General features: G+C 65.3%; 22 protein-coding genes. 5 read left to right on the top strand and 17 right to left on the bottom strand.

All coding sequences use genetic code 11. From position 1 onward, the window contains the following. Positions 1-4: 4 nt before the first annotated feature. Positions 5-1,354, bottom strand: coding sequence for an APC family permease (locus tag ABIA30_RS03650; RefSeq protein WP_370062153.1), 1,350 nt, complete (start codon positions 1,352-1,354; stop codon positions 5-7). Beyond that, positions 1,351-2,226 carry a carbon-nitrogen hydrolase family protein gene (locus ABIA30_RS03645; RefSeq protein WP_370062151.1) on the bottom strand — a complete coding sequence of 292 codons (876 nt, stop codon included), beginning with the start codon at positions 2,224-2,226 and terminating at the stop codon, positions 1,351-1,353. Before ABIA30_RS03645 ends, ABIA30_RS03650 begins: the two co-directional genes overlap by 4 nt. A 674-nt stretch (positions 2,227-2,900) precedes the next feature. Here ABIA30_RS03645 and ABIA30_RS03640 point away from each other — a divergent pair. Further along, positions 2,901-4,730: a cellulase family glycosylhydrolase gene (locus tag ABIA30_RS03640; protein WP_370062149.1), complete on the top strand. Its 1,830-nt coding sequence runs from the start codon at positions 2,901-2,903 to the stop codon at positions 4,728-4,730. A gap of 617 nt (positions 4,731-5,347) precedes the next feature. Then, on the top strand, positions 5,348-7,351 hold the full coding sequence (locus ABIA30_RS03635) for a cellulase family glycosylhydrolase (RefSeq protein WP_370062147.1): 2,004 nt from the start codon (positions 5,348-5,350) through the stop codon (positions 7,349-7,351). Positions 7,352-7,420: 69 nt separating this feature from the next. Here ABIA30_RS03635 and whiA read toward each other — a convergent pair whose 3' ends face one another. From whiA to ABIA30_RS03600, 7 genes are read right to left on the bottom strand one after another with little or no spacing between them, the layout of a single operon-like run. Then, the gene (gene whiA / locus ABIA30_RS03630; RefSeq protein ID WP_370063297.1) at positions 7,421-8,398 is read right to left on the bottom strand and encodes a DNA-binding protein WhiA; all 978 of its coding nucleotides are present in this window, start codon (positions 8,396-8,398) and stop codon (positions 7,421-7,423) included. Continuing rightward, entirely contained in the window at positions 8,395-9,438 is a 1,044-nt protein-coding gene (gene yvcK / locus ABIA30_RS03625; protein WP_370062145.1) for a uridine diphosphate-N-acetylglucosamine-binding protein YvcK, read from the bottom strand. Before yvcK ends, whiA begins: the two co-directional genes overlap by 4 nt. After that, positions 9,435-10,343 (bottom strand): RNase adapter RapZ, encoded by a 909-nt coding sequence (gene rapZ, locus ABIA30_RS03620; protein WP_370062143.1) that lies wholly within the window; start codon positions 10,341-10,343, stop codon positions 9,435-9,437. Before rapZ ends, yvcK begins: the two co-directional genes overlap by 4 nt. After that, a complete protein-coding gene (uvrC, locus tag ABIA30_RS03615; RefSeq protein ID WP_370062141.1) occupies positions 10,340-12,361 on the bottom strand; it encodes an excinuclease ABC subunit UvrC in 2,022 nt (673 codons plus the stop codon). The genes rapZ and uvrC overlap by 4 nt, the downstream gene beginning before the upstream one ends. 9 nt (positions 12,362-12,370) lie before the next feature. Then, positions 12,371-13,693, bottom strand: coding sequence for a UDP-N-acetylmuramoyl-L-alanine--D-glutamate ligase (gene murD, locus ABIA30_RS03610; RefSeq protein WP_370062139.1), 1,323 nt, complete (start codon positions 13,691-13,693; stop codon positions 12,371-12,373). Then, positions 13,690-15,024 carry a hypothetical protein gene (locus ABIA30_RS03605; RefSeq protein ID WP_370062137.1) on the bottom strand — a complete coding sequence of 445 codons (1,335 nt, stop codon included), beginning with the start codon at positions 15,022-15,024 and terminating at the stop codon, positions 13,690-13,692. Before ABIA30_RS03605 ends, murD begins: the two co-directional genes overlap by 4 nt. Then, positions 15,021-15,836 carry a hypothetical protein gene (locus tag ABIA30_RS03600; protein WP_370062135.1) on the bottom strand — a complete coding sequence of 272 codons (816 nt, stop codon included), beginning with the start codon at positions 15,834-15,836 and terminating at the stop codon, positions 15,021-15,023. The genes ABIA30_RS03605 and ABIA30_RS03600 overlap by 4 nt, the downstream gene beginning before the upstream one ends. Before the next feature lie 48 nt (positions 15,837-15,884). On the opposite strand from ABIA30_RS03600, the gene ABIA30_RS03595 reads away from it, so the two are divergent. After that, positions 15,885-16,385, top strand: a complete 501-nt coding sequence (locus ABIA30_RS03595) for an N-acetyltransferase family protein (RefSeq protein ID WP_370062133.1) — start codon at positions 15,885-15,887, stop codon at positions 16,383-16,385. Here ABIA30_RS03595 and ABIA30_RS03590 read toward each other — a convergent pair. The 5 genes from ABIA30_RS03590 to ABIA30_RS03570 all read right to left on the bottom strand — a co-directional run bounded on the left by ABIA30_RS03590 (position 16,360) and on the right by ABIA30_RS03570 (position 19,862). After that, positions 16,360-16,836, bottom strand: a complete 477-nt coding sequence (locus ABIA30_RS03590) for a PH domain-containing protein (protein WP_370062131.1) — start codon at positions 16,834-16,836, stop codon at positions 16,360-16,362. The two genes, ABIA30_RS03595 and ABIA30_RS03590, sit on opposite strands and share 26 nt — an antisense overlap. Further along, positions 16,833-17,282 (bottom strand): 6,7-dimethyl-8-ribityllumazine synthase, encoded by a 450-nt coding sequence (gene ribH, locus ABIA30_RS03585; protein ID WP_370063295.1) that lies wholly within the window; start codon positions 17,280-17,282, stop codon positions 16,833-16,835. The genes ABIA30_RS03590 and ribH overlap by 4 nt, the downstream gene beginning before the upstream one ends. A 20-nt stretch (positions 17,283-17,302) precedes the next feature. Then, entirely contained in the window at positions 17,303-18,628 is a 1,326-nt protein-coding gene (locus tag ABIA30_RS03580; RefSeq protein ID WP_370062129.1) for a bifunctional 3,4-dihydroxy-2-butanone-4-phosphate synthase/GTP cyclohydrolase II, read from the bottom strand. A 103-nt stretch (positions 18,629-18,731) separates the two neighbouring features. Beyond that, on the bottom strand, positions 18,732-19,337 hold the full coding sequence (locus tag ABIA30_RS03575) for a riboflavin synthase (protein WP_370062127.1): 606 nt from the start codon (positions 19,335-19,337) through the stop codon (positions 18,732-18,734). Between the two features lie 42 nt (positions 19,338-19,379). Then, positions 19,380-19,862, bottom strand: coding sequence for a GNAT family N-acetyltransferase (locus ABIA30_RS03570; RefSeq protein WP_370062125.1), 483 nt, complete (start codon positions 19,860-19,862; stop codon positions 19,380-19,382). A gap of 64 nt (positions 19,863-19,926) precedes the next feature. Here ABIA30_RS03570 and ABIA30_RS03565 point away from each other — a divergent pair, with 64 nt between their 5' ends. Beyond that, complete coding sequence (locus tag ABIA30_RS03565; RefSeq protein ID WP_370062123.1) at positions 19,927-20,637, top strand: LppX_LprAFG lipoprotein; 711 nt, start codon at positions 19,927-19,929, stop codon at positions 20,635-20,637. After that, complete coding sequence (locus ABIA30_RS03560; protein ID WP_370062121.1) at positions 20,637-22,220, top strand: MFS transporter; 1,584 nt, start codon at positions 20,637-20,639, stop codon at positions 22,218-22,220. The genes ABIA30_RS03565 and ABIA30_RS03560 overlap by 1 nt, the downstream gene beginning before the upstream one ends. Positions 22,221-22,292: 72 nt before the next feature. Here ABIA30_RS03560 and ABIA30_RS03555 read toward each other — a convergent pair whose 3' ends face one another. From ABIA30_RS03555 to rpe, 3 genes are all read right to left on the bottom strand, one after another. Next, positions 22,293-22,472, bottom strand: coding sequence for a hypothetical protein (locus tag ABIA30_RS03555; RefSeq protein WP_370062119.1), 180 nt, complete (start codon positions 22,470-22,472; stop codon positions 22,293-22,295). Positions 22,473-22,744: 272 nt separating this feature from the next. Further along, complete coding sequence (gene ribD, locus ABIA30_RS03550) at positions 22,745-23,728, bottom strand: bifunctional diaminohydroxyphosphoribosylaminopyrimidine deaminase/5-amino-6-(5-phosphoribosylamino)uracil reductase RibD (protein ID WP_370063293.1); 984 nt, start codon at positions 23,726-23,728, stop codon at positions 22,745-22,747. 29 nt (positions 23,729-23,757) lie between these two features. Then, positions 23,758-24,465, bottom strand: coding sequence for a ribulose-phosphate 3-epimerase (gene rpe, locus ABIA30_RS03545; protein WP_370062117.1), 708 nt, complete (start codon positions 24,463-24,465; stop codon positions 23,758-23,760). Between the last annotated feature and the right edge of the window lie 5 nt (positions 24,466-24,470).

Here is a 24,470-nt window from a genome sequence, read left to right as displayed (position 1 = left end):
CTGGCTACTCGGCCTCGGTGATCGCGGTCATGACCGGCGGCTCCTTGGTCAACCCGCGGGTCAAAACCAGCAGGTAGACGATGCCGAGGCCCAGCCAACACAGGCCGAGGATCAAGGCTTTGGAGTCCAGCTGGGTGAGCAGATAGCCGTCGATCAGCGCGCCGATTGCCGGCAGGAGCAGATATCGCAACGGTGCGAGTCCGTCGCCTCGGTGCCGGAGGTAGTACGCCATCACCGCCAGGTTCACCAACGTGAACGCGGTGAACGCACCGAAGTTGATGAATGAGGTCGAGGTGGCCACGTCCAGGAAGATGGCGCCCAGACCGATCACGCCGCACAGCCCGATGTTGAACACCGGGGTGTGGAATCGCTCCGACACCCAGCCGAACAGCCGCTCGGGCAGCACCCGGTCCCGGCCCATCGCGTACAGCAGTCGGGCCACCGCGGCCTGTGCGGCCAGCCCCGAGGTGAACTGTCCGACGATCAACCCAGTCAAGAAGATCGCCCCAAAAAGGTTGCCGCCGATGGTCTTTGCGATATCGGCCGCCAGTGAATCCGGGTTGGCGAAGGTCCCGCCCGGCGAGACCAGGGTGACGAAATACGTCACCACGATGAAGATCGCGCCGCCGATCAGGGCAACCAGAACGATCGCGCGCGGCACGTTACGCCGCGCATTGTGGGCTTCTTCGGTGAGCGTACTGATGGCGTCGAATCCCAGGAACGAGTAGGCAGCGACGGCTGCGCCGGCAGTCAATGCGCCGAATCCGCCGCCGGTGAAAGGCACCGTCGACACCAGTGATTGCGATCGGTGCACCAGATGCGCAATAGACAGCGCCACGAACAGGATCAGAATCAGGATCTGAACCGTCATCAGCACGAAGTTGGTGCGGTCGGCCACCTTCAGGCCGAGCACGTTCAGCAGCGAAGTGATCACGATGAACGCGACGACCCACACCGCTATGGGCACGCCCGGGTATTCACCTTTGAGATAGGCGGCACCGATCAGCCAGATCACCAGTGGCAGGAACAGATAGTCCAGCAGGATCGTCCAGCCCACGACGAAGCCCAGCCGTGAGTCGAGCGCCGAGCGGACGTAGGTATAGGCCGAGCCGGCGACCGGAAAGTGTTTGGCCATCAGTCCGTAACTCAGCGCGGTGAAGAACATCGCAACCGTGGCCAACAGATAGGAACCGGCGCTGCCGCCGTCGGAGAGGCCGGCGATCACCCCGAAGATGCCCAGGACGATGATCGGGCACATGTAGGCCAGACCGAACAGCACCAGCGACCGCAGACCCAACTGCTTGCGCAGGCTGCCGTGATGTTCGTGGTGCTGGCTGTCCTCGGCAATGGTCATGACGTTCCTCTCGGTTGCCAGCTGATGGGGTCGATCCGTCCGCCGTAGATAGGTAGGTCGATGACCGGATCATCGGGTGCCAGTTGGGACCACATCCGGTTGCTGCCCTCGGTGCCGTGCTCACGCACCCGGGTCACTGCATCCAGATCAAGGGTCACCGACAGCACGCCCGGTTCGGCGCCGGGCAGATCCGCGATCACCGTGCCTTCGGGGTCGCACACGATCGACCCACCGGTGCCCACCGGCCCGGCGGCGTTGACGCTGAGCATGAACACCTGATTGACGATCGCGTTGGCCTGAGCCAGCACCCGTTCCTGGCGGCGGTCGGCTCCGATGGTCTTGACCACATTGACGACGAATTCCGCGCCCATCCACGCCACGCTGCGGGTGGCCTCGGGAAACCAGGCGTCGTAGCAGATGGACAACCCGCCCCGACCGGTGCCGGGCATGTCATAGACAGTGAATTCATGTCCGGCAGACCAGGTTTCGAACGGCCGCCACGGGAACACCTTGCGGTAGCTGGATACCAGCCGACCGTCAGGGCTGAACACCAGCTGGGTGTTGTAGACCCTGTTGTCATCTCCTAGCTCGGGCACCGATCCGGGGATCAGCCAGATGCCGAGCCTGGCCGCGACCTGACCGAGGGCCTGTGCCCTGGGGCCGTTCAACGGTTCGGCCGCCGCGAGTAGCCAGGCGTTGCTGTCGTCGGCGAGGTCGCAGTCGCCACACAGATGAATCTCGGGAAACACCAATAGATCAAGCTCAGCTGCTCGGCCGGCGATTGCGGCCGCCTGGGACTCGAGTTGGCCGATCGGATCAGCACCGACAAGGGGCGCATATTGCGCCAACGCGACGAACAGGGGGCGGCCCATCTTGAGCAGATTAGACCTGCAATGCGCTCTTCATGCGCCATCCGACGGGCTCCGGTGTCCGCGTCGGCGCAGCACCGCAGACGTCTCGCCATCGGCGCGCCGCGCAGGCAATCGGGCGGCCGCGCGCGATCATGGTGCAGCAAACACAGAAGACCGCCGCACCACCTATCTGTGGGCAGCATTCATCGCCGTCACGCCATCGCGTACTTGCCCATCATAAGCACGTTTACGACACCGTCAATACCCCGCCCATTGAGCGGGACGACACGTCGCCGAGTGGCCAAGGTCGCCCATCTCCAACCGCCGACCTATTGCACCGCAGCCTACTGTTCATTTGGTTCGCACAGGCACCATCAAGACACTGAAATCAGAATATATTCTAGCACTCAAATCGCTATCTGCCTGGTTATATATAATTTACGCGTACGTCACAGACTGCTATGGGCAACAATATTCAATTTGCCATAAATGCATTTATAAACCCACTTTTATGGGCGGTCTTTATGGCCAAATAGTTTTCATACCAATTAGCTGATTATATTTTCGGCTGATACACAGAAAAGACATAACAACGGCATATCGACGGGGATACAGTCCGATCAATCCCCCCTCCGCTGACTGCTTCACAGAAAGCTCAGGTATCGAACATGACAACCCGCCGCAACCTTCGTTGCATGGTCAATTCGCTCTCCGTGCCGCTCCTGGCGACGGTAGTAATCGGCGCTTCAGCAGGCCTCTATGCGCCCGCCGACGCCGCTATCCCCATCAGAGCGGAGCAGATTGCCCTGGTCGCGACCATCGACACTGCCGCCGATGCCGTGGGCGTGTCCGAGTCGACGCTGTACTTCATGTCGCAGAGCGATCTGAACACCGCGATGCAGCAGATGCAGACCATGGGCATCACCCAGGTCCGCGTCCTGCTGCCGTGGCGTGCCATGGAACCCGCCGACGGCTCCTATAGCTGGACCCAGGCCGACCAATTGCTGAACACCGCAAAGCAATACGGCATCGCCGTCGACGCCTGCGTCACCAGCACCCCGACCTGGGCTTCCAACTACGGCCTGCTGCCCAACGGCGCACCCACCAACGCCTCGGACTACGCCTCATTCGTCAAGGCAGTCGCACAGCGCTACGGCTCCTCCAATGGCGATGCGACAGGCAAGATTTCGTCGATCGAGGTCTGGAACGAGCCCAACGGGTTCACCGGCTGGACCCCCAGCCCGAACGTCCAGGACTACACCAATCTGCTCAAGGCCGCCTACACCGCGATCAAGTCGGTCGCGCCCGGCATCACCGTCGTCGGCGGTGTGCTCGGCGCCGGCATCACCATCGGATCACTGACCATAAACCCGGTCAATTTCCTGCAGCAGATGTATGCCGATGGGGCACAAGGGTTTTTCGATGCCCTGTCGTTCCACCCGTACAACTACACCAGCATGTTCTCGTCCGGCACCGCATTCGCCAACTCCGCCATCAAGCAACTTCAAGCACTGCGCGCCCTGATGAACTCCAATGGCGATGTCGCCAAACTCATCTGGGCCACTGAGTACGGCCAACCCACCACCAGCGCCGCGGGAAGTCAGGCTCAGCAGGCCCAGTACATTCAGGACTTCCTGAACACCTGGTCGAAGCTGACCGGCGTCGGCCCGATGTTCCTGTACTCACTGATCGACACCAAGACCGGCTCGAGTACTCCCGAGGACAACCTCGGCCTGTTCACCGATAACTGGGTCGCCAAGGCCGCCGCTGCGGTGGTGCAGGCCTGGATCGCCGCCCATCCGACGAAGAGTCCGGGAGCGTCGACACCCGGTACCGGGACAGGGACCAACCCGGCCGGGAATCTGATCACCAGTATCGGCCAACTGCTGAACAGCGTGGTCTCCGGTTTGTCCAACGCGCTGTCCGGCTTGTCCAAGGCGTTCTCCAATGCGTTGGGTTCGCTGGCGGCCGGCATCGGTTCGATCCTGAAGGCCATTACCGGTGGCGCAAACGCCGGCGCGGCGACCAAGCCCGCCGCAGCCGCGAAGACCGCGAAATCTGCTGCGGCGGTGAGCACTTCGGCCACGTCAGCGGGTGATACTGCTACACCGGTGGGCGCTGTGGCCACCTCGAGCGGCAGCGTCGACAAGACGCAGTCGTCAAGTGGTGACGCTCCGGCCAAAACCAAGGCCACCGCCGACCGCAAGGCACGCAAACCCGCCACGACCTCAGATTCCTCGGGTTCGGCCACCCAGCCGGCGGCGGCAAGCGCCACTGATGAAACCAGCGGAACCACTGGCGACAAGACCGGCGCGGCCGGCGACAAGACCGGCACCCCTGGCGACAAGGGAGCCAACAAGCGCCCGAAGCGTCCGGCCGGGGGTGCGGCAGCCAGCTCGACAAGCGACTCGGCCACCACGCCGGCCGATGCCGCCTCGGGCTCCTCATCGGATAACGGAAAGTCGACCGCGCCGGCCAAGCGTGCCAATGGCAATACCAAGGGTCGCGGGCACGGTCGCGGATGACGCCGCGACGCTAGAAACCGCGGATAGGCACCGCGATTATCGGCCGGGACTGAATCTCAGTCCCGGCCGAGTCGTTGTCTTGACCATCCAGTGAATAGTCCGAGTCTGACCGGCAAACTAACGTCGCAGTATCAGCGACGATCGGTGACTCACGATGCGCAAACGGGCGCCCGCATGGGACCAACTATCATAAGTTGACTTAGGGCGTTGTCAATCCCTTAACCCGCTCGACGAGACGATGTCACTGCGGTCGGTCAGTACACCGCCGGCTCCAAAGTAGATCCAGTCGGCCGCGGTTACCCTCCGCAGATTCGCCAGACTCAACTGCGGCAACTTTCTACACCTGAAGTTTGACGGTCTAAACATGGTCTGACATGCCGATATGGACGATGAAGCCGCGCCATATCCAGATCGTAGAAAAGCCTTTCCAATTTGCATTTAAAAATACTTTTAGAATGTTTCAGGCGTAGAGGCTTGGTTGATTTTTCGCCTCGGTCAATTAGCTGGGTCACCCGGTCGAAGATCGCTAGCCAAAATGCTGCAAATTGAAATATCAGCAGCTAATGTGCTTTCGTCGTCACGAAACGATGATGATTTCTGAGAATCTAGGGAACACCATGCCTGTGCGCCGCAACTTCCTTCGCACTTTGTACTCGTTAGCGGTACCCGCATTGGCCACTGCGGTCATCGGTGCTGCGGCAGGCCTGCATGCGCCAACCGGCGCCGATATCCCCACCCGAACCGAACAAATCCAATTGGCTGCGACTATCGACACCGCCGCCGATGCCGTAGGCGTTTCTGATTCCAGCCTCTATTTCATGTCGCAGACCGATCTGAACACCGCGATGCAGCAGATGCAGACCATGGGCATCACCCAGATCCGGGTGCTGCTGCCGTGGCGTGCCATGGAACCCACCGACGGCACCTACAGCTGGACCCAGTCCGACCAGTTGCTCAGCACCGCAAAGCAGTACGGCATCGCCGTCGACGCCTGCGTCACCAGCACCCCGACCTGGGCGTCCAACTACGGCCTGCTGCCCAACGGCGCACCCACCAACGCCTCGGACTACGCCTCATTCGTACAGGCGGTGGCGCAGCGTTACGGCTCGTCGAACGGCAGTGCGACCGGCTCGATTTCGTCGATCGAGGTCTGGAACGAACCCAACGGATATAACGGCTGGAGTCCGACACCAGATGTCCAGGGCTACACCAACTTGCTCAAAGCGGCCTACACCGCGATCAAGTCGGTCGCGCCCGGCATCACCGTGGTCGGTGGTGTGCTCGGCGCCGGCATCTCCATCGGGTCGCTGAGCATCAACCCGGTCAATTTCCTGCAGCAGATGTATGCCGATGGGGCGCAAGGCTATTTCGATGCCCTCTCGTTCCACCCGTACAACGCCACCAGTCCGTTCTCCGCCGGCACTACGTTCGCCAACTCCGCGATCCAGCAACTTCAGGCATTGCGCGCCTTGATGAATGCCAACGGTGATGCCGCCAAACTCATCTGGGCCACCGAATACGGCGAATCGTCGGCGACATCGGGCGGCCAGGCCCAACAGGCCCAGTACATTCAGGACTTCCTCACCACCTGGTCGAGCCTGACCGGTGTCGGCCCCATGTTCCTGTACTCACTGATCGATGACAGTGAAGGCAACAACATGGGCCTGTTCACCACCAACTGGACCGCGAAAGCCGCAGTAGCCGTCGTCACGGCGTGGCTCGCCGCGCATCCGACCACGGCTCCCGCCGCTTCGGTGGTGGGCTCGATCCTGACCGCCATCAGTAACGCGGTCCAAGCCCTCTTCACCGGTATCGGCAACCTGGTCAGCGGTGCGGTCCATGCCGTGCAACAAGTCGTATCCGGCATTGCCACCGCATTGAGCAACTTGTTCAAATCGGTAACCTCAGGCGTCGCCTCGGCGGCCGCCACAGCGCAGCACGTCGCGGCCGCCGCTGCGGCTGTCGCACCGAAGGCAACGGCTGCAGCCTCTGCGACCGCCGAGGGGGCGTCGAGCACCGACGCCTCGAGTGCCGACGTAAAAACCTCAGTGGCCGAGAAGGTTTCCAATAGCTCGACGGCAACGACCGAGGCCAAGGCTGCATCGGATTCCACGGACGCATCGGAAGTCAAGACCACGTCGGACAGCAAGGCCACCCCGGTCGCTGCCGCGGCCTCCGCGAGCCCGTCGAGTTCGACCCCGTCGGCCAGTAGTGAAACCGGCACCACTGCGGCCGGCACCACGTCGGGATCAGCGAGCGGCACATCCGGCTCGAGTGGTTCGACCGCTACGGCCGCCGGCACCACGACCGCAGCGACCGAGAAAACCTCGTCGGGTGCAGGTTCGTCAACGCCGTCGGGCTCGAGCGGCTCCTCCTCGTCGGGCACCTCCTCGTCGGGCACCGGCTCGACGCCTTCCGGCTCGGCATCGGATTCCTCGAATTCGACCGGCTCGGCATCAAGTTCCGCGAAATCCACCAACAAGGGCAAGAAGGACAAGAAGGACAGCAAGGCCGCGACTCCGGCCGGCTCCGACGACACCACGTCGCAGAAGCCGACACGCCCGTCGCGCACCACCAGCAATAACAACTCGTCCAGCCACGGCGGTCACCACACCCACTAAGACGCCACAACGCATTTGGACCCACCTGCTCCGCCACAGCGAGCCGGTGGGTCCAAATGCGTTTCAAACTCAGGCGTCGTCGAGCAGATCAGGTGTCACCGCGGACTCGGTGTCCGGGATGCCGTCCTGCTTGGCCTTGCGGTCCGCCATGGACAACAGTCGCCGAATACGACCGGCCACAGCATCTTTGGTCATCGGAGGCTCGGCCAACCGGCCGAGCTCCTCAAGTGAGGCCTGCCGGTGCTCGACGCGCAATCGCCCGGCCGCAGACAGGTGATCGGGCACCGTGTCACCCAGGATGTCCAGGGCGCGTTCCACCCGGGCGGCGGCAGCCACGGCAGCACGGGCCGACCGGCGCAGGTTGGCGTCATCGAAATTGGCCAGCCGGTTCGCGGTGGCTCGCACCTCGCGCCGCATGCGGCGCTCCTCCCAGGTCAGTCGGGTGTCTTGGGCACCCATCCGGGTCAGCAGCGCGCCGATGGCCTCACCGTCGCGCACGACCACCCGGTCACTGCCCCGAACTTCGCGGGCCTTGGCGCTCACTCCCAGCCGACGGGCCGCACCGACCAGAGCCAACGCGGCCTCTGGGCCCGGGCAGCTCACCTCAAGGGCCGACGATCGACCAGGTTCGGTCAACGACCCGTGCGCCAAAAACGCTCCACGCCAGGCGGCCTCGGCATCGCCGACGCTGCCGCCGACGACCTGGGCCGGCAGTCCGCGCACCGGACGACCGCGCATGTCCAGCAGGCCGGTCTGACGCGCCAACGCCTCGCCGTCCTGCGCCACGCGGACCACGTAACGGGTGCTCTTGCGGATGCCGGTGGCCGACAGCACGTGCACGACCGCGTTGTAGCCGTACAGGTCGTAGATGTCCTTGCGCAGCCGGCGCGCGATGATGCCCAGGTCGACCTCGGCCTCGACGACCACCCGGCCGCCGACGATGTGCAGACCGCCGGCGAACCGCAGCAGCGACGCCACCTCGGCGCGGCGCGCACTCACCGAATTCACGACGAGCCGACTCAGCTCGTCCTTCACCTCCGATGTCATCGCCACGGATCGTCACCTCTTGGTCCATTAGGGGTCGGCTGTGCGCGGTATTCGTCTGCCGAGTGGGGCGCGGACTGCGGCGAAGCGGAACGCGCAGCCCCGTTGAGCCGCACCCTTTCCAGGGCTGCGGCCAGCCGCGCCGGGTCATGTAAAGGTGTACCAGGTCGGGATACGTCGGCAAACTCAACCTGGGCATCAAGGTAGGAAGCGGCCCGTCGGAGCTGGTCGCGTTCACGCTCACTGGGCACGCTTGCCGCGTCGACGATGATGTCGTGCACCGTCAGCCCCGGGGCGTGCTGGGAAAGCACGTGTACATGCCGCTCGGCCGAGAAACCGGCCGTCTCCCCCGGTTCAGCGGCCAGATTGAGCACCAGGGCCCGTCGGGCCTCGGTGGCCTGCAGTGCGGCAGCCAGCTGCGGCACCAGCACGTGCGGGATGACGCTGCTGAACCACGAGCCGGGCCCGAGCACCACCAGATCCGCCGACATGATCGCGTCCACCGCCTGGCGGGTGGCCGGTGGATCGCCCGGGAGCAGGCGCACCCGACGTACCTTGCCCGGCGTTGTCGCGACGGCCACCTGGCCACGAATGACCCGACTCATCCGCGGGTCGGCCTCCAAGCCGGACACGTCCGCCTCGATGCGCAGCGCGATCGGGCACATCGGCAGCACCCGGCCCTTGACCCCCAGAATGCGGCCCAGCTCATCGAGCGCCGCCACCGGATCGGCGAGAACCTCCTGCAGTCCCGCCAAGAGCAGATTGCCGATCGGATGACCGGCCAACGCACCACTACCGGAGAACCGGTGCTGGATGATGGTTGCCCACAATTGCCCATGCGGGCTGTCAGAGGCCAAGGCCGCCAATGCCATTCGCAGATCGCCGGGCGGCACGATGTCCAATTCGCCGCGTAGCCGACCCGAGGATCCGCCGTCGTCGGCCACGGTCACCACCGCGGTCACGTGCGGCGTGAGCCGGCGCGCCGCCGACAGCGTCGCATACAGGCCGTGTCCGCCGCCCAAAGCGACGATGCGCGAACTCATTCGCGCCCCAGATCGCGGTGCAGCACGCGCACGGTCAGTCGATCACCGCCCTGCAGGCGCGCAGCGAGTGCCTCCGCGATGGCCACGCTGCGATGCTTACCGCCCGTGCATCCGATGGCCACTGTCATGTAGCGCTTCCCTTCCCGGCGGTAGCCGGCGATCACGACGTCCAGCAGACGATGGTAGGTCTCCAGGAATTCCGCGGCGCCCGGTTGCCCCAATACGTAGTCGCGGACTGCCGGATGCTGGCCGGTGTGCGGGCGCAGATCGTCGATCCAGTGCGGATTGGGCAGGAACCGCACATCCATCACGGTATCGGCATCCATCGGCAGACCGTATTTGTAGCCGAATGATTCCACGGTGACGCTGGTGCTCGACACCGACTCCTCACCGAACGCCCGCTCGATACTGGCGCGCAGCGCGGGCACCGGCATGGTGGAGGTATCGATGATCAGATCGGCCGTGGCTCGGACCGAGGCCAGCAACGCACGCTCGGCGGAGATACCTTCGGCCAGAGTCTGATTCCCCTGCAGTGGGTGACTACGCCGATTCTGCTCGTAGCGCCGGACCAGGATGTCGTCGGAGGCCTCCAGAAAAAGCACTCGCGGAATCACGTTGCGAGTGGCCAGCTCACCGCGGACGAAATCCAGGTCCCCGGTGAAACCCCGGGAACGAACGTCCATCACCACCGCCAGTTTGGTGATCCGTGACCCGGCGGCCAGACCGAGCTCGACCATCCGGGTGATCAGCTCCGGCGGCAGATTGTCGGCGACGTACCAGCCCAGATCCTCCAAGACCTTGGCGGCGGTGCCCCGGCCGGCCCCGGAGAGCCCGGTGACCAGGACGACATCGATCTCGCCGGCCATGCTGTCGTCAATGTAGTTGTCCCGCAAGTCCTCGCTCATCCCTGATCTGCCGTTGCCGAACCGACACTTCGATCGCCAATTCGATCATTGTCGAAATCGGCTTCGGGCGCGCCCGAATCGTCACCCAACGCCGCCAACACTGCGCGGGCCGTCGCCACACCGATACCCGGAACCGCGGTGAGTTCCTCCAGGCCCGCCTCCTTGAGCTTGGCCACCGACCCGAAATGGGCGACCAGCGCGGTGCGCCGGTGTTCGCCCAGACCGGGCACGGCATCCAGCGCGGAGGTCGTCATCCGCTTTGATCTCTTGCTGCGGTGAAAGTTGATCGCGAACCGGTGGGCTTCATCGCGCACCCGTTGCAGCAGGTACAGACCCTCACTGTTGCGCGGCATGATCAGCGGGTCCGGCTCGGCCGGCACCCAGATCTCCTCGAGTCGTTTGGCCAGCCCGATCACGGCGACGTCGGTCACACCCAGCTCCTCGAGCACCGCTGCCGCGGCATTGACCTGTGGGGCGCCGCCGTCCACGACGAACAGGTTGGGTGGGTAGGCGAACCGACGCGGCCGCGCCTCGGGTGTGTCCCCGGCATCCGGCGCATGCTCGGCTGCAGGGCGGGTATCGGCGACATGACGCAGGAACCGTCGCCGAGTCACCTCGGCGATGGAAGCAACGTCATCGGAGCGGCCGTCACCGGCGGCCTCGCGAATGGCGTAGTGCCGATAGTCGGACTTGCGCGGCAGGCCGTCCTCGAACACCACCAGCGAGGCCACCACGTCGGTGCCCTGAACATGGCTGATGTCGACGCACTCGATCCGCAAGGGGGCGTCCTGCAGCCCCAATGAATCCTGAATACTTTGCAGCGCTTCACTTCTGGCGTTGAAGTCACCGGCTCGTTTGAGTTTGTGCTGAGCCAGCGCATCCTGGGCATTGCGTTGCACAGTATCGGCCAGCGCTCGTTTGTCGCCGCGTTGGGCAACCCGCAACGTCACCCGTGATCCGCGCAGACCTGACAGCCAGGCAGCCAACTGTTCGGCGTTGTCCGGGAGCACCGGTACCAGGACCTCTTTGGGGACCGGGTTGGTGGCCTCGTCGGCGGCGCCGCCGAGTTCGGCCTGATCCCCGTAGTACTGAGTGAGGAACTGCTCTACCAAGTAATCGTGCCCTGATTGTCCGACTTCACCGGACTTCTCGACCACCCAGCCACGTTGCCCCCGCACGCGTCCACCACGAACATGGAACACCTGGACGGCGGCCTCCAGATCGTCGTCGGCGAACGCCACCACATCGGCGTCGGTACCGTCACCGAGCACCACGGCTTGCTTCTCCAAGGCACGTTTGAGCGCAGAAATGTTGTCCCGCAAACGCGCTGCCCGTTCGAACTCGAGCTGCTCGGCGGCTTCGTTCATCTGCTGTTCCATGTCCCGGGCCAGTCGGTCGGTCTTGCCGGCCAGGAAGTCGCAGAAGTCCTCGACGATCTTTCGATGTTCGGCAGCGCTGACCCTTCCGACGCACGGTGCCGAACACTTGTCGATGTACCCGAGCAGGCACGGACGGTCAATCTGGTTGTGCCGCTTGAACACTCCGGCCGAACACGTCCGGGCTGGGAACACCCGGGTGAGCAGGTCAAGGGTCTCGCGGATGGCCCAGGCGTGCGAATACGGACCGAAGTACCGGACGCCTTTGCGCCGCGGCCCCCGGTAGACGAACAGTCGCGGGTATTCCTCGCCCAGGGTGACCGCCAGTACCGGATAAGACTTGTCATCGCGGTACCGGATGTTGAACCGCGGGTCGAACTCCTTGATCCAGTTGTATTCCAGCTGCAGCGCTTCGACCTCGGTGGTCACCACCGTCCACTCGACACTGCCGGCCGTGGTCACCATCTGCCGGGTGCGCGGGGCCAAGGTGGTGATGTCGGCAAAATAGGACGTCAAACGACTGCGCAGGCTCTTGGCCTTGCCCACATAGATGACTCGACCCTGCGGATCGCGGAACCGGTACACACCGGGCTCCACGGGTATCGTCCCCGGCGCGGGCCGGTAGATCGCAGGATCAGGCACAGTTACAGGTTAGTTCGACGGTCCGACGGTGCCGAGTCCGTCGATGAACTCGCAGAATGCCGATGCCTTGGCTTCGTAGTTGGCGAACAGGTCATAGCTCGCCGCACCCGGAGACAGCAGCACCGCCGTGATGCCGGGCAGTGTCGCCGCGACCTGAACCGCGTCCCGCAGGCTGGGTACCGGATGCACACGCTGCGGGTGCGCTGCGGCGAAACCCTGACCGATCTGGGTGCCGTTGGTCGGCCCCTGGATGAGCTGGATATCACGCTCACCACTGCACAGGTACGCATCGAGCTGGTGGTAGTCCAGTTGCCGGTCCATGCCACCGACGATCACGGCAATCCGGTCCTCGGGCCGCATGGCGCGCAACGCCGCCACCACGCTCTCGCCGGTGGTGGCCAGGGTGTCGTCGATCCAGCGAGTGGCACCGGTACGTCGCACCGTCTGCAGCCGGTGTGGCAATGCCTCGAATGTGGTTACCGCACCGAGGAACTCGTCGACGGTGACCGGACGGCCGATGACCTCGGCCGCGGCCACCGCAGCCAGCGCGCCGTTGACCACGTTGTGGTCGTATGCCATCACGTAATCGCCACCAGGGCTGGACACCTCGGCTGGGTCGACGGTGCGGACCACCGGCGGCAGCGCCACTTTGAGCCGGTCCAAGGTGGTCAGCACCTGCGGGGTGGTCACCAGTACCTCACCACCACAGGCGAAGATGTTGGCCTTCGCGCGATGGTAGGTGTCGATGTCACCGTGAAAGTCGAGATGATCTTCAAAAAGGTTGGTGATCAGCGCTATTCGCGGTGATGCCGTCACCAACGCGCACTGCTGGCTGGACAGTTCGGCGACCACGACATTGTCCGGCTGCGGTGTCAGATCCGACAGCGGGGTGCCGATGTTGCCCGCCACCGTTGCGTCGCAACCCAAGCGGCGCAACAGGTGGGTGAGAAACGAAGCCGTGGTGCTCTTGCCCTTGGTGCCGGTAACTCCGACAGTTTGGGCACCGTACTTCGTCAGATACCAGTCAGCCGCACTCGACAAGGTGGCTCCGGCCCTGCGCAATTCGACGAAAAGTGGTTGCCGCCAGGGCACTCCGGGACTGACGAACACCACGTCGCAGGTCCGCAGGCGATCCAGGTGTTCGGCGCCGCGCCACAGATTCAGGCCGGTGATATCGTCCGGCGCCGCCAGTGTTCCGCGTCCGGCATCGTCGACAGCATCGATACGGGCGGCACCGGCCGCCGCGGCCGTACGCGCCAGCGACTGCCCTTCCTTGCCGAACCCCCAGATGCCGACGGTGGCTCCGGAAAGGTCCGGGCGCGACGGTGTCATTGATCCCTGTTCAGGGCGGCGCTGTAACGCGGCGGCACGTACTGGACCGCGGGGCCGTCGTCGCGATTGGCCGCCACCCGTTCCAATTCGCTTCGCACAGCGCGGAATTGCTCGACCAGCGCCAGACCTTTCCAGTCGTCGTCATCGAGGATGGTCAGCATCGACTCGGCAGCCTCGTAGTACTCGCCGACGCACTCGAACGGCTTGTGTGCGCCGATACCCAAGATGTCCTCGAAGCCGACGCGATTGTCGGTCTCGTCGAACAGGTTGTGACCGAAGATCGCCTCCACCTCGTCGCGGCCCAGTCTCGGGGCCATCAGGGCGAACACGAACTGGCACTTGGGGCAATGTCCGCACCACGATGCCCCGCGCCGACCTTCGTCCAGCGCGAACGGACGGTTGCAGCTGATGAAGGCTCGAAAGTACTGGGGACTGTCCGCGAATCGGTCCGCGATCTGCGACTCGGACAGTCCACGCAGCAGCGAGAAGTATCGGTCCGGATTCAGGCCGTAGTGCGACAACGTGTTTCGCAGCAGCGTCTCGTAAGTGACGCTCTTGGACCATTGGTGGTTGATGTCGCGGCCCAGCCATTCGACGTTGCCGACGTTCGAGGAGCGTTCGTTGGACAACACCACCGGGCCCAGGCCCTTGGCGTCAGCAACGATCAGCCCGATGATGCTGTTGATGGCGGTCACCGGAATGTGGCCGTTGTATGCGCCGGCAGCGTTGGCCTCGATCAGCCGAGGATCGATGGAGCGCATGACGCGGACGTGATCGAGGCCGCTGATCTCGACGCATCGATCGATCGGGTCAAACCTGTTGACGTTGAACAACACCGGGCGCATCGACTTGAGCGATTCGATGGAGACCACCGAGTCCTTGCCGCCGCCGACGGGTACCAGCGGCACCGCCTTGGGGTTCCAGGTATCGGCACTGACCAGATGTGCCGTCGCAGCTTTCCCGGTGATGGTGGGAGTCAGCGCATCCGGCAGACCATTGCGGTACGCGAACTCCCCGAGCCCGCCCGCGATCAGCTCGCGCAGGTAGGCCCGCTCGAATTCGTGTGTCGGGAAGGTGATCTCGATCCGCGGCGGCGCGGCGGCCTTGTAATAGCTCAGTGAGCAGGTCAGGGTGAGCAAGCGCAGCAGCTGGTCGTCGGGGCCGGTGCCGTCGGCCTCGGACAGGCTCGGCCCGAAATCGACGGTCTCGACGAAGCTCACCTGGCCGGAATCGCCACGCATCGTGTAGTGCCCGCGGAACACCCCGTCGGCGAAGTCGTAGCCGTCGATCGAAAACACCTGAAAGTCCTTCGGGACAAAGGGTTTGGTCACAATTGCTCCAGAAACAGCGGCGGATTGGAATCGGACGGGAGCGCACGCTCCCCCAGCATGGCCACGGGTTGGGCGCAGAATAACGGGGAAATCCACCACGCCCGTTGCACTTCGGCTTGAGTCACGCTGACCCGGCGCGGCAGGTCAGCCAGTACCCCGCAGCCGTGCAGGTCACCGAGGATCGATGTGGGCTCGCCGGATTCGACACCGATCAGACCCGCACCGGTCTCGAGCACCAGGGCGCCGGACAACGGTGCGCCAACCTCAGCGCCCTTGGGTATGCCATCGACGCAGCCGTGCCCCCGCAGGCCCCGCAGCAGATGGTCGCGGCCGGCAAAGCTGGTGGTACGGGTGGCCATCTGCAGCCAGGATGCATCGGTGGCCCGTGCCCAGAAGTACTGCGGGTCAAGGCAGCCGATGTGCACCGGGAGGTCCGAGAACGGCGCGCTGGGCACGGCGGTTACCACAACCCGCGCCCCGACCACGGTGATCGTCGTCGCCAACAGCGCCGCGGGCGTCCGATCGAATGCGGCGGCCGCGAATTCGGTGACTGCCTGCCGCACCTGTTCGACGGGCGGCGCCGGCAAACCGAAGAATTCGGCGGTACCGCCGACGAACGCCCACAGGCTTTCGATGTCAGCCGGCACGTCTCGGCGCATCGGAAAGGTGACCGTAGGGTGGCTACCGAGGGCGGTGACCACCTCCGCAGCTGCCACCATGGGTGTGCCGATTTCGCAGATTCGGTGACCTCGCCCGGCGGACGCGACGGACACGACGTCGAGCGTCGGCGCGGTCATGCGAAAATCGGTCACTATCAGCGAATTCTATCGCATGGAACGAACGGAGCAGTTCGAGCAGGTATGGCCGCCATCCAGGTGATCCGGCTCACCGAAGCCGACTGGCGAGCGTTCGCTGCGCTGCGCCTGCGCGCACTGGCAGAGTCCGTCGGCACCGACGACGCGCAATATGTCAGCGAGGTCGGGTACAGCGGTACCCAATGGCGCCGGCGGCTGCGCGCACACGCACAGTTCGCGGTGTCGGAGGACGACCGACTACTGGGACTGATCGGCGCGCAGCGGGCGTCCGCCCAATCGGTGTACCTGTACTCGTTATGGACCGACCCGGCGGCCCGGCGGCGCGGTGTGGCCCGCACTCTGCTGTCCGCTGCAGTCGACTGGGCCCGGGAACAGCGGGTGCGCACCGTCACTCTGCGGGTCGACCCCATGAACGTCGCCGCGCACAACGCCTACATCGGCCTCGGATTCACCTTTGACCAAAGCGGCGCGTCGACCTCTTCGGCGGCACGCGGTCGGCCTCCCCAGTCGGAGGACGAAGTCACGATGACGCTGGTGCTGAGCTGAGATCGGGGCGGTAGCGAACCACCAACGCACGCAGCTCATCCATTGCCGTCACCGCCCGCACCTTGTCGACGGACTGGATCGCCATGGCCGGCACGTACTCGTCGTCGGGCAGGTCGATCCGCGCCCAGCGCGCTCCCACCGGAAACGACACGCCGACGACGTCCTGCCACGGAATCAGCTTGTCGGACACCACGTTCCGAACCGAGATCCCGGCAGGACCGGCCCGCAGCCGGGACCGGGTGAACAACAACACCAGACTGGCGAGGATGAAACCCAGCACTGCCATGGCGATCTGGTCGGAGGTCTGGAAGATGACCCCGGTGGCACGCAGCTTGAGCAGCGCGCCGACCGCGACGTGCACCACCACGATCACCGCGGCAGCGGCGTAGGCGGCGTACTTGACCCGCTGCGGACGGACCTCCAGGTCCCATCCGTCGGCCGCTTCGGTCATGCCCGCAGTTCGCGCAGGGTCAGCGCGGTGGCCAGCGCAGCCGATGCCGCCTGCGCGCCTTTGTCTTCGGCCGAACCGGGCAGCCCGGCCCGATCGATGGCCTGCTGTTCGGTGTCGACTGTCAGCACACCGTTGGCCACCGGGGTCGACTCGTCGAGCGAAACCCGGGTCAGCCCCTGGGTGACGGCGTCACATACGTAATCGAAATGCGGTGTGCCGCCCCGAATCACCACGCCCAGCGCGACCACGGCGTCGTGCGTCTTCGCCAATTCCTGTGCCACAACCGGGATTTCGATGGCCCCGAGAACCCGGACCACGGTCGGATCAGCAATACCGCAGGCCGACGCCACCTTGCTGGCACCGTCGAGCAGCGCATCGCAGATGGTGGTGTGCCAGGTGCTCGCGACGATGGCGAGCTTCACCCCCGATGCGTCGAGGGCGGGCATGTCGGGGACACCGACGCCGCTCACTGAACGTTCCCGCTGGTATCTGCTGCCGGAGGCTGATGCCGGTCGCCCAGCAGGTAGACGCCCTCGTCGTAGTCGTCCATGGTGGCCGCCTCGGCGAAATCGTCGAGCCCGGTCAGGTCGTGCCCCATCCGGTCCCGCTTGGTCATCAGATACCGGATGTTGTCGGCGTTGGCCCGTACCGGCAGCGGCACCCGCTCGATGATGTGCAGGCCGTAACCGTCCAGACCCACGCGCTTGGCCGGGTTGTTGGTCAACAGCCGCATGGACCGGATACCCAAGTCCACCAGGATCTGGGCACCGATGCCGTAGTCCCGGGCGTCAGCGGGCAGGCCGAGCTCCAGGTTGGCATCGACGGTGTCCGCGCCGGCGTCCTGCAGCTGGTAGGCCTGCAGTTTGTGGAGCAGGCCGATGCCACGGCCCTCGTGACCGCGCATGTACAGCACCACCCCGCGGCCCTCACGGGCCACCATTGCCATCGCCGCGTCGAGCTGCGGGCCGCAGTCACAGCGGCGCGAACCGAAGACATCACCGGTCAGACACTCGGAATGCACCCGCACCAGCACGTCGTCGCCATTGCTCTCGGAGATGTCGCCACGAACCAGGGCGACGTGCTCGACGTCCTCGTAGATGCTCGTGTAGCCGACGGCGCGGAACTCACCGTGCCGGGTCGGGATCCGGGCATCGGCGACGCGTTCGATGTGCTTCTCGTGCTTACGCCGCCACTCGATCAGGTCGGCGATGGAGATCAGCGCCAAGTCGTGGTCGTCCGCGAAGACCCGCAACTCATCGGTCTGGGCCATCGCGCCCTCGTCCTTCTGGCTGACGATCTCGCAGATCGCGCCGGCGGGCTGCAGCCCGGCCAGGCGGGCCAGGTCGACGGCGGCCTCCGTGTGGCCGGGCCGGCGCAGCACGCCACCATCCTTGGCCCGCAACGGAACCACGTGCCCCGGCTTGGTGAAGTCGTCGACGACGGCAGCCGGGTCGGCCAGGGCCCGCATGGTCGTGGCCCGGTCGGAAGCCGAAATACCGGTTCCCACACCCTTTTTCGCGTCCACCGTGACGGTGTAGGCGGTGCCGTGCTTGTCCTGGTTGACCGCATACATGGGCAACAGGCCCAGTCGATCGCAGATGTCACCGTCCAACGGAACGCACAGATAGCCGGAGGTGTACCGGACCATGAAAGCCACCAGTTCGGGAGTGGCCTTCTCGGCGGCGAAGATCAGATCGCCTTCGTTCTCGCGATCCTCATCGTCGATGACCACCACAGCCTTGCCCGCCGCGATATCGGCTATCGCCCGCTCGACTGAATCGAGCCTCGTCATCTCCACCACCCTTGCCGCGGCCCGAGCGGGCCATGCTGATACCTATCAGTATGAACCACCGCTACAGCCCGATTAACTCCCGCCGGTCCGCTGAGCGGACGGGTCAGGCCTGAGGTTGCAGCAGACGCTCCACGTACTTGGCGATCACGTCCACCTCCAGGTTGACGGTGGTCCCCACCGGCGCGCGCCCGAGCGTGGTCAGCGACAAAGTGGTGGGGATCAGGGAGATTTCAAACCAGTCACCGTCGTCTCCGCGGCCCAGGGCGGACACCGTCAGGGACACCCCGTCAACGGTGATCGAGCCCTTCTCGACGACGTAGCGCGCCAATTGGAGTGGCAGCGCGATACGCACCACCTCCCAGTTCTCCGACGGGGTCCGGGACAGCACGGTGCCGACGCCATCAACGTGGCCCTGCACGATGTGTCCACCCAGGCGGCTGTTGATCGCGGCGGCGCGCTCCAGGTTCACCCGGCTGCCGACCTCGACGCCGGCCAGGCTCGAGCGTTTGAGCGTCTCGGCCATCACGTCGGCGGAGAACGCGCCGTCGCTCACCTCGACCACGGTCAGGCAAACGCCGTTCACCGCGATCGAGTCGCCGTGCCCGGCGTCGGTGGTGACCAGGGGTCCGCGGATGACGAACCGGGCGGCGTCGGGCAGTTGATCCTTGCTGACGATCTCGCCGAGCTCTTCGACAATGCCGGTGAACATACGGGTAAGCCTAGATACCTCCCCCGTCGCTCCGCTCGCCGGCTAGAGCTGCTTCTCGCCGAAGAAGTGAGCCACCGGGTTGCCGTTGAAATTGCCGATCGGTCGGTAGCCCTCGGATTCGTAGAGCCGCTGCGCATGCGGCTGCCGGGCCCCGGTGTCGACCCTGGCGACGCCGTATCCCAGAGCGCGTGCGGCGTCCTCCAGAGCGCCCAACAGCACCCTGGCCAGTCCCTGCCCACGCGCCTGGGGAGCGACGTACATCCGCTTGATCTCGCAGGCCCCATCGGGCAGGCGTTTGAGTCCCCCGCCGCAGACCGGCACCCCGTCGCGGTAACCGGCCAGGTAAACCCCGTGTGGAGGCCCGAGTTCGGCCGGGCCGGCCTTGGGCATGTCCGCGGCATTGAGGTCCAGTCCGCCACGCACATCGGCGTAGAGTTCGGCCATCTCGGATTCCATGGCGCCGACCAGTGCCGCACCATCGCCCGTATCGATCGGAACCGCCCGAAACTCCACGTCAACAGCCATGATCACGGTTCTCCCGGGTAGTTCAGGGGCAGCTCTGTCGCAGCGCACCTATACGATGCAAGGCATGCAGACGCGCCCACGCTACGCCGTGCTCTTTTCACTGCTCTCCGTAATCCTGGCCGGGGTACTGACGATCTCCGGTTGTTCGAAATCCGACCCGGCCGCGCCGCTGCCCGACGCAGCCACACTGCTCAAGCAGTCCGCTGACTACACCCGCGCCCAGCAGAGCGCGCACATCGTGCTGGTCGTCAACGGCAAGATCGCCAAGCTGACGCTGACCAAGCTCACCGGCGATCTGACCCTGACCCCGGCCGTCGCCGCGCAGGGCAACGCCAGCCTGACCATGGGCGGCATGTCGGTCGACGCGCCGTTCGTCGTCTACGGCGGCGACCTGTACGCCTCCCTAACCGGCGGCGGCTCACTGTCCAGCTTCGGCCCGGCGGACAAGATCTACGACGTCGGGGCCATCCTGAACCCCGACACCGGCCTGGCCAACGTGCTGTCGAACATGACCGACGCCAAGGCCGTCGGCCGCGAGACCATCAACGGTGTCTCGACCATCAAGGTCACCGGCACCGTGAGCCAGGACGCGGTGAACAAGCTCGTTCCGCAGCTCAAGATCGGCTCGTCGCTGCCGGGCAGCGCGTGGATCTCTGATGACAACAACCACCAGCTGATCCAGTCGCAGCTCGAGGTCACCCCCGGCAACAACCTGCAGATGACGCTGAGCGACTGGGGTAAGCCGGTGACGGTCAACAAGCCCGACGCCTCGTAATGTCGGCGACCTCGAACCGCCGGGTTGCGGCCATTTCGGCCGGCAGCCTGGCGGTCCTGCTCGGTGCCCTCGACACCTACGTCGTGGTCGCGATCGTGACCGACATGATGAAGGTGCCGCCGGAGGGCGTCGGCATTCCGGTCAACAAACCGCAGCTGATCGCCCCGATCATCACTTGGTACCTGCTGGGATACATCGCGGCGATGCCGCTGCTGGGACGCGCTTCGGACCGCTTCGGCCGCAAGCTGGTGCTGCAGGTCAGCCTGGCGGTGTTCGCGCTCGGCTCGGTGTGGACCGCGCTGGCCACCGACCTGATGCACCTGGTGATCGGCCGCACCATCCAGGGTGTCTCGGCCGGCGCCCTGTTGCCGGTGACGCTGGCGCTGGCCGCCGACCTGTGGGCCGCCCGCAACCGGGCCGGGGTGCTGGGCACCGTCAGCTCGGCCCAGGAATTGGGCAGCGTGCTGGGTCCGCTGTACGGCGTGGGCGTCGTGCTGCTGATTCCGTCCGCCGTCGGCACGGAGTGGCTCACCGGCTGGCATGCGGTGTTCTGGATCAACGTGCCGCTGAGCATCATCGCGATGGTGATGATCCACTTCAGCCTGCCCGCGCACAGCGACAGTGAGGATCCGCAGAAGGTCGACGTCGTTGGCGGCGTGTTGCTCGCCCTGACGCTCGCACTCGTGACTCTGGGTCTGGACAATCAGAATCCGGACGGCAAGCATGTGCTGCCACCCAACGGTGCGGTGTTGCTGATCTGCGCGGTGGTCGCGGCCGTCGCGTTCGCGGTGTGGGAGATCAAGGCCAACACCCGGATCATCGATCCGCAGGGTGTGCGCTTCCGGCCGTTCCTGGCCGGGCTCGGTGCGTCGCTGTGCACCGGCGCGGCCCTGATGGTCACGCTGGTCAACGGTGAGCTGTTCCTGCGGGTGCTGCTCGGGCTGGACAAGGTGGCCGCGATCATCAAGCTGTCGTGGTTCTTCGCGGCGCTGCCTATCGGTGCTCTCCTCGGTGGCTGGGTTGCCACCAAACTTGGTGACCGGATAGTCGCGTTCGTCGGTCTGCTGATCGCCGGCGGCGGCTATCTGCTGTTCACCGACTGGGACAGCAACGTCTTGACCGCCCGCCACGATCTGGTGCTGTTCAGCCTGCCCAGCCTCGACACCGACCTGGCCATTGCCGGTTTCGGTCTGGGCCTGGTGATCGCTCCGCTGACTTCGGCGACCCTGCGCGTGGTGCCGACCGTCCAGCACGGTATCGCCTCTGCGGGCGTGGTGGTGTCACGCATGATCGGCATGCTGATCGGTATGGCGGCGCTGACCGCCTTCGGGATGTACACCTTCACCCAGAAGATGGCCGAGCTGCCCAGGGGCAACGGCAACAGCCTGGCGGAGGCGGCCGCGCAGCTGGCCAAGAACGCCCAGACGGCCTATGCCGCTCAGTACAGCGCGACATTCAAGATCACCGCGATCGTCTGTGTGGTGGGTGCCCTGCTCGGGTTGTTGATCGCCGGACGCGACGAGCACGCCGACGAACCCGAACCTGCGGTTGAGGTCGATCCAGATCCTGCGCCGGTGGCGTAGCCAGTCGATACACAAAAGCCGTAGCCGCGGGGTGAAAACCCCGCGGCTACGGCTTTTTGGCGTTGGTAGAGCTCAGCAACGCTCCAGGCCCGGGCGCATCAGCGCCACGTCGTTTTCGGCCGCCAGCTCGACGTGCTGGTTGGCGTCGAGCTCCTCGACGACGCTCAGCACCGCACGCAAGGGGCGGAACACCATGTCTTTGATGCTCTCTTCAACCGGGCGGAAGCTGAGCCAATCCTGCAATGCAGTCATGCTCGTAATCCTTTGCTCGTGTTCACCACCGCGCGAAACGACTTCGGTGAGCGCGATATGTCGGCGTCCGGGTCAGCAGACCCGAACTCGTCCTCAATTTTACGGCTCGGCAAAAAGCGCTACCTGGGCAAACGTCTCTCGGTACGTCTCAAACGGATAACGACTGCGCCAACCGATGTAGTCCCGCGGTGACTGTGATCACATTCACAGAGCAAAGGAATCGCATCTCTCACCCGACTCGCCGGAAGGTGACTAGCGGACGGACGGCCCGATCAGCTAAGCACCAGGCTCAGCCGTACGTCGGCTCCGATCGTTGCGATCCCGTCGAAACGCCAGCGCTGGGCCTGGCCGATGTTTGCCACCCCGACGTCGTCAATCGCCGCGATCGGGCCGCCGAGCAGGGTCGGTGCCAGGTAGGCCAGGATCCGATCCACCAAACCGGCGCGGATGAACGCACCGGCCAGAGTCGGTCCACCCTCCAGGATCACGTCTGTACGGTCGGACAACGCCCGCAGCACCTCGTGCGGATCTCGGGTACGGATCACCATGGTGCGGGAGTCGTCGTTGAGAACCCTTGACTCCGAAGATATTTCGCGCTCGCCGACCACCACTCGCAAGGGCTGACGCGGCGCCAAGGACCCGTCGGCCAGGCGCGCGGTCAATGTCGGATCATCGGCCAACACGGTGCCGGTACCCACCACGATCGCGTCGGCCGCACCGCGGTGACGGTGCACATCGGCCCGCGCGTCCTCGCCGGTGATCCACTGACTCGAACCATCGGCGGCCGCGCTGCGGCCGTCCACGCTCGCGGCGAACTTCCAGGTCACGTGCGGACGGCCAGTTCGCTGACGGTGCAGCCACGCGCGCAGCGGAGCACCGGCCACCTCCTCGGCCATGAGCCCGGACTGCACCTGGACCCCGGCCTCAGCCAGTCGAGCCGCCCCGCCGGAGGCCACCGGGTTCGGATCGCTGACCGCATAGACCACGCCGGCCACTCCGGCCTGCAGCAACGCGTCCACGCACGGGCCGGTACGGCCCTGATGGTTGCACGGCTCCAAGGTCACCACGGCAGTGCCGCCCGCAGCCGACCGGCCGGCCTGCTGCAGCGCCATCGCCTCGGCATGCGCCCCACCAGGCGGCTGGGTGCCGCCGACGCCGACCACCCGCCCCGCGGCGTCCAGAATCACAGCGCCGACCGGCGGATTCGGGTACGTCGTGCCCTTGACCGCCTCGGCCTGCTCGATGGCCAGCCGCATGGCGTCGACCAATACGGCCGGATCGGGCGTCACAGCACCAGATGCGGGGACGCGGCGGCGGCTATGCGTCGCAGCGCCCGGACGGCTTCACCCGGATCCGGCGTGTTGTAGACGGCCGAGCCCGCCACGAAGCAATCGACGCCGGCCTCAGCCGCAGCCTCGATGGTCTCCGCGTTGATGCCGCCGTCGATCTCCACCACGATGCTCAGCTGGCCGGCGTCGACGAACCGGCGGACAGCAGCGACCTTGGGCAGCACCTCAGGGATGAACTTCTGGCCGCCGAAGCCTGGCTCCACCGACATCACCAGCAGGGTGTCGAAGTCCTTGAGAATCTCCAGATACGGCTCGATCGGCGTGCCAGGCTTGACACTCAGCCCGGCCTTGGCGCCGGCCGCCCGGATGTCCCTAGCCACCGAACACGGGTCATCTGTGGCCTCGGCGTGGAACGTGACGTTGTACGCGCCGGCTTCCGCATAGGCCGGGGCCCAGCGCTTGGGGTCCTCGATCATCAGATGGCAGTCCATCGGGATGTCGGTGACCTTCAGCAGGCTCTCCACCACCGGCAGGCCCAATGTCAGGTTCGGCACGAAATGGTTGTCCATCACGTCGACGTGCAACCAGTCCGCGCCACTGACGGCGGCGGTCTCATCGGCCAGCCGGGCGAAGTCGGCGGAAAGGATGGACGGGGCGATCATGGGGGCTTGGGCGAGCGGAGCGACGGGAGATGGACCTGCCATGGCGG

The sequence above is a fragment of the Mycobacterium sp. MAA66 genome (assembly GCF_041261665.1).
In the GTDB taxonomy this organism is placed as follows: Bacteria; Actinomycetota; Actinomycetes; order Mycobacteriales; family Mycobacteriaceae; genus Mycobacterium.
The sequence above is the reverse complement of the archived record's forward strand: the minus strand, read 5'-3'. Positions and strand labels throughout refer to the sequence as shown.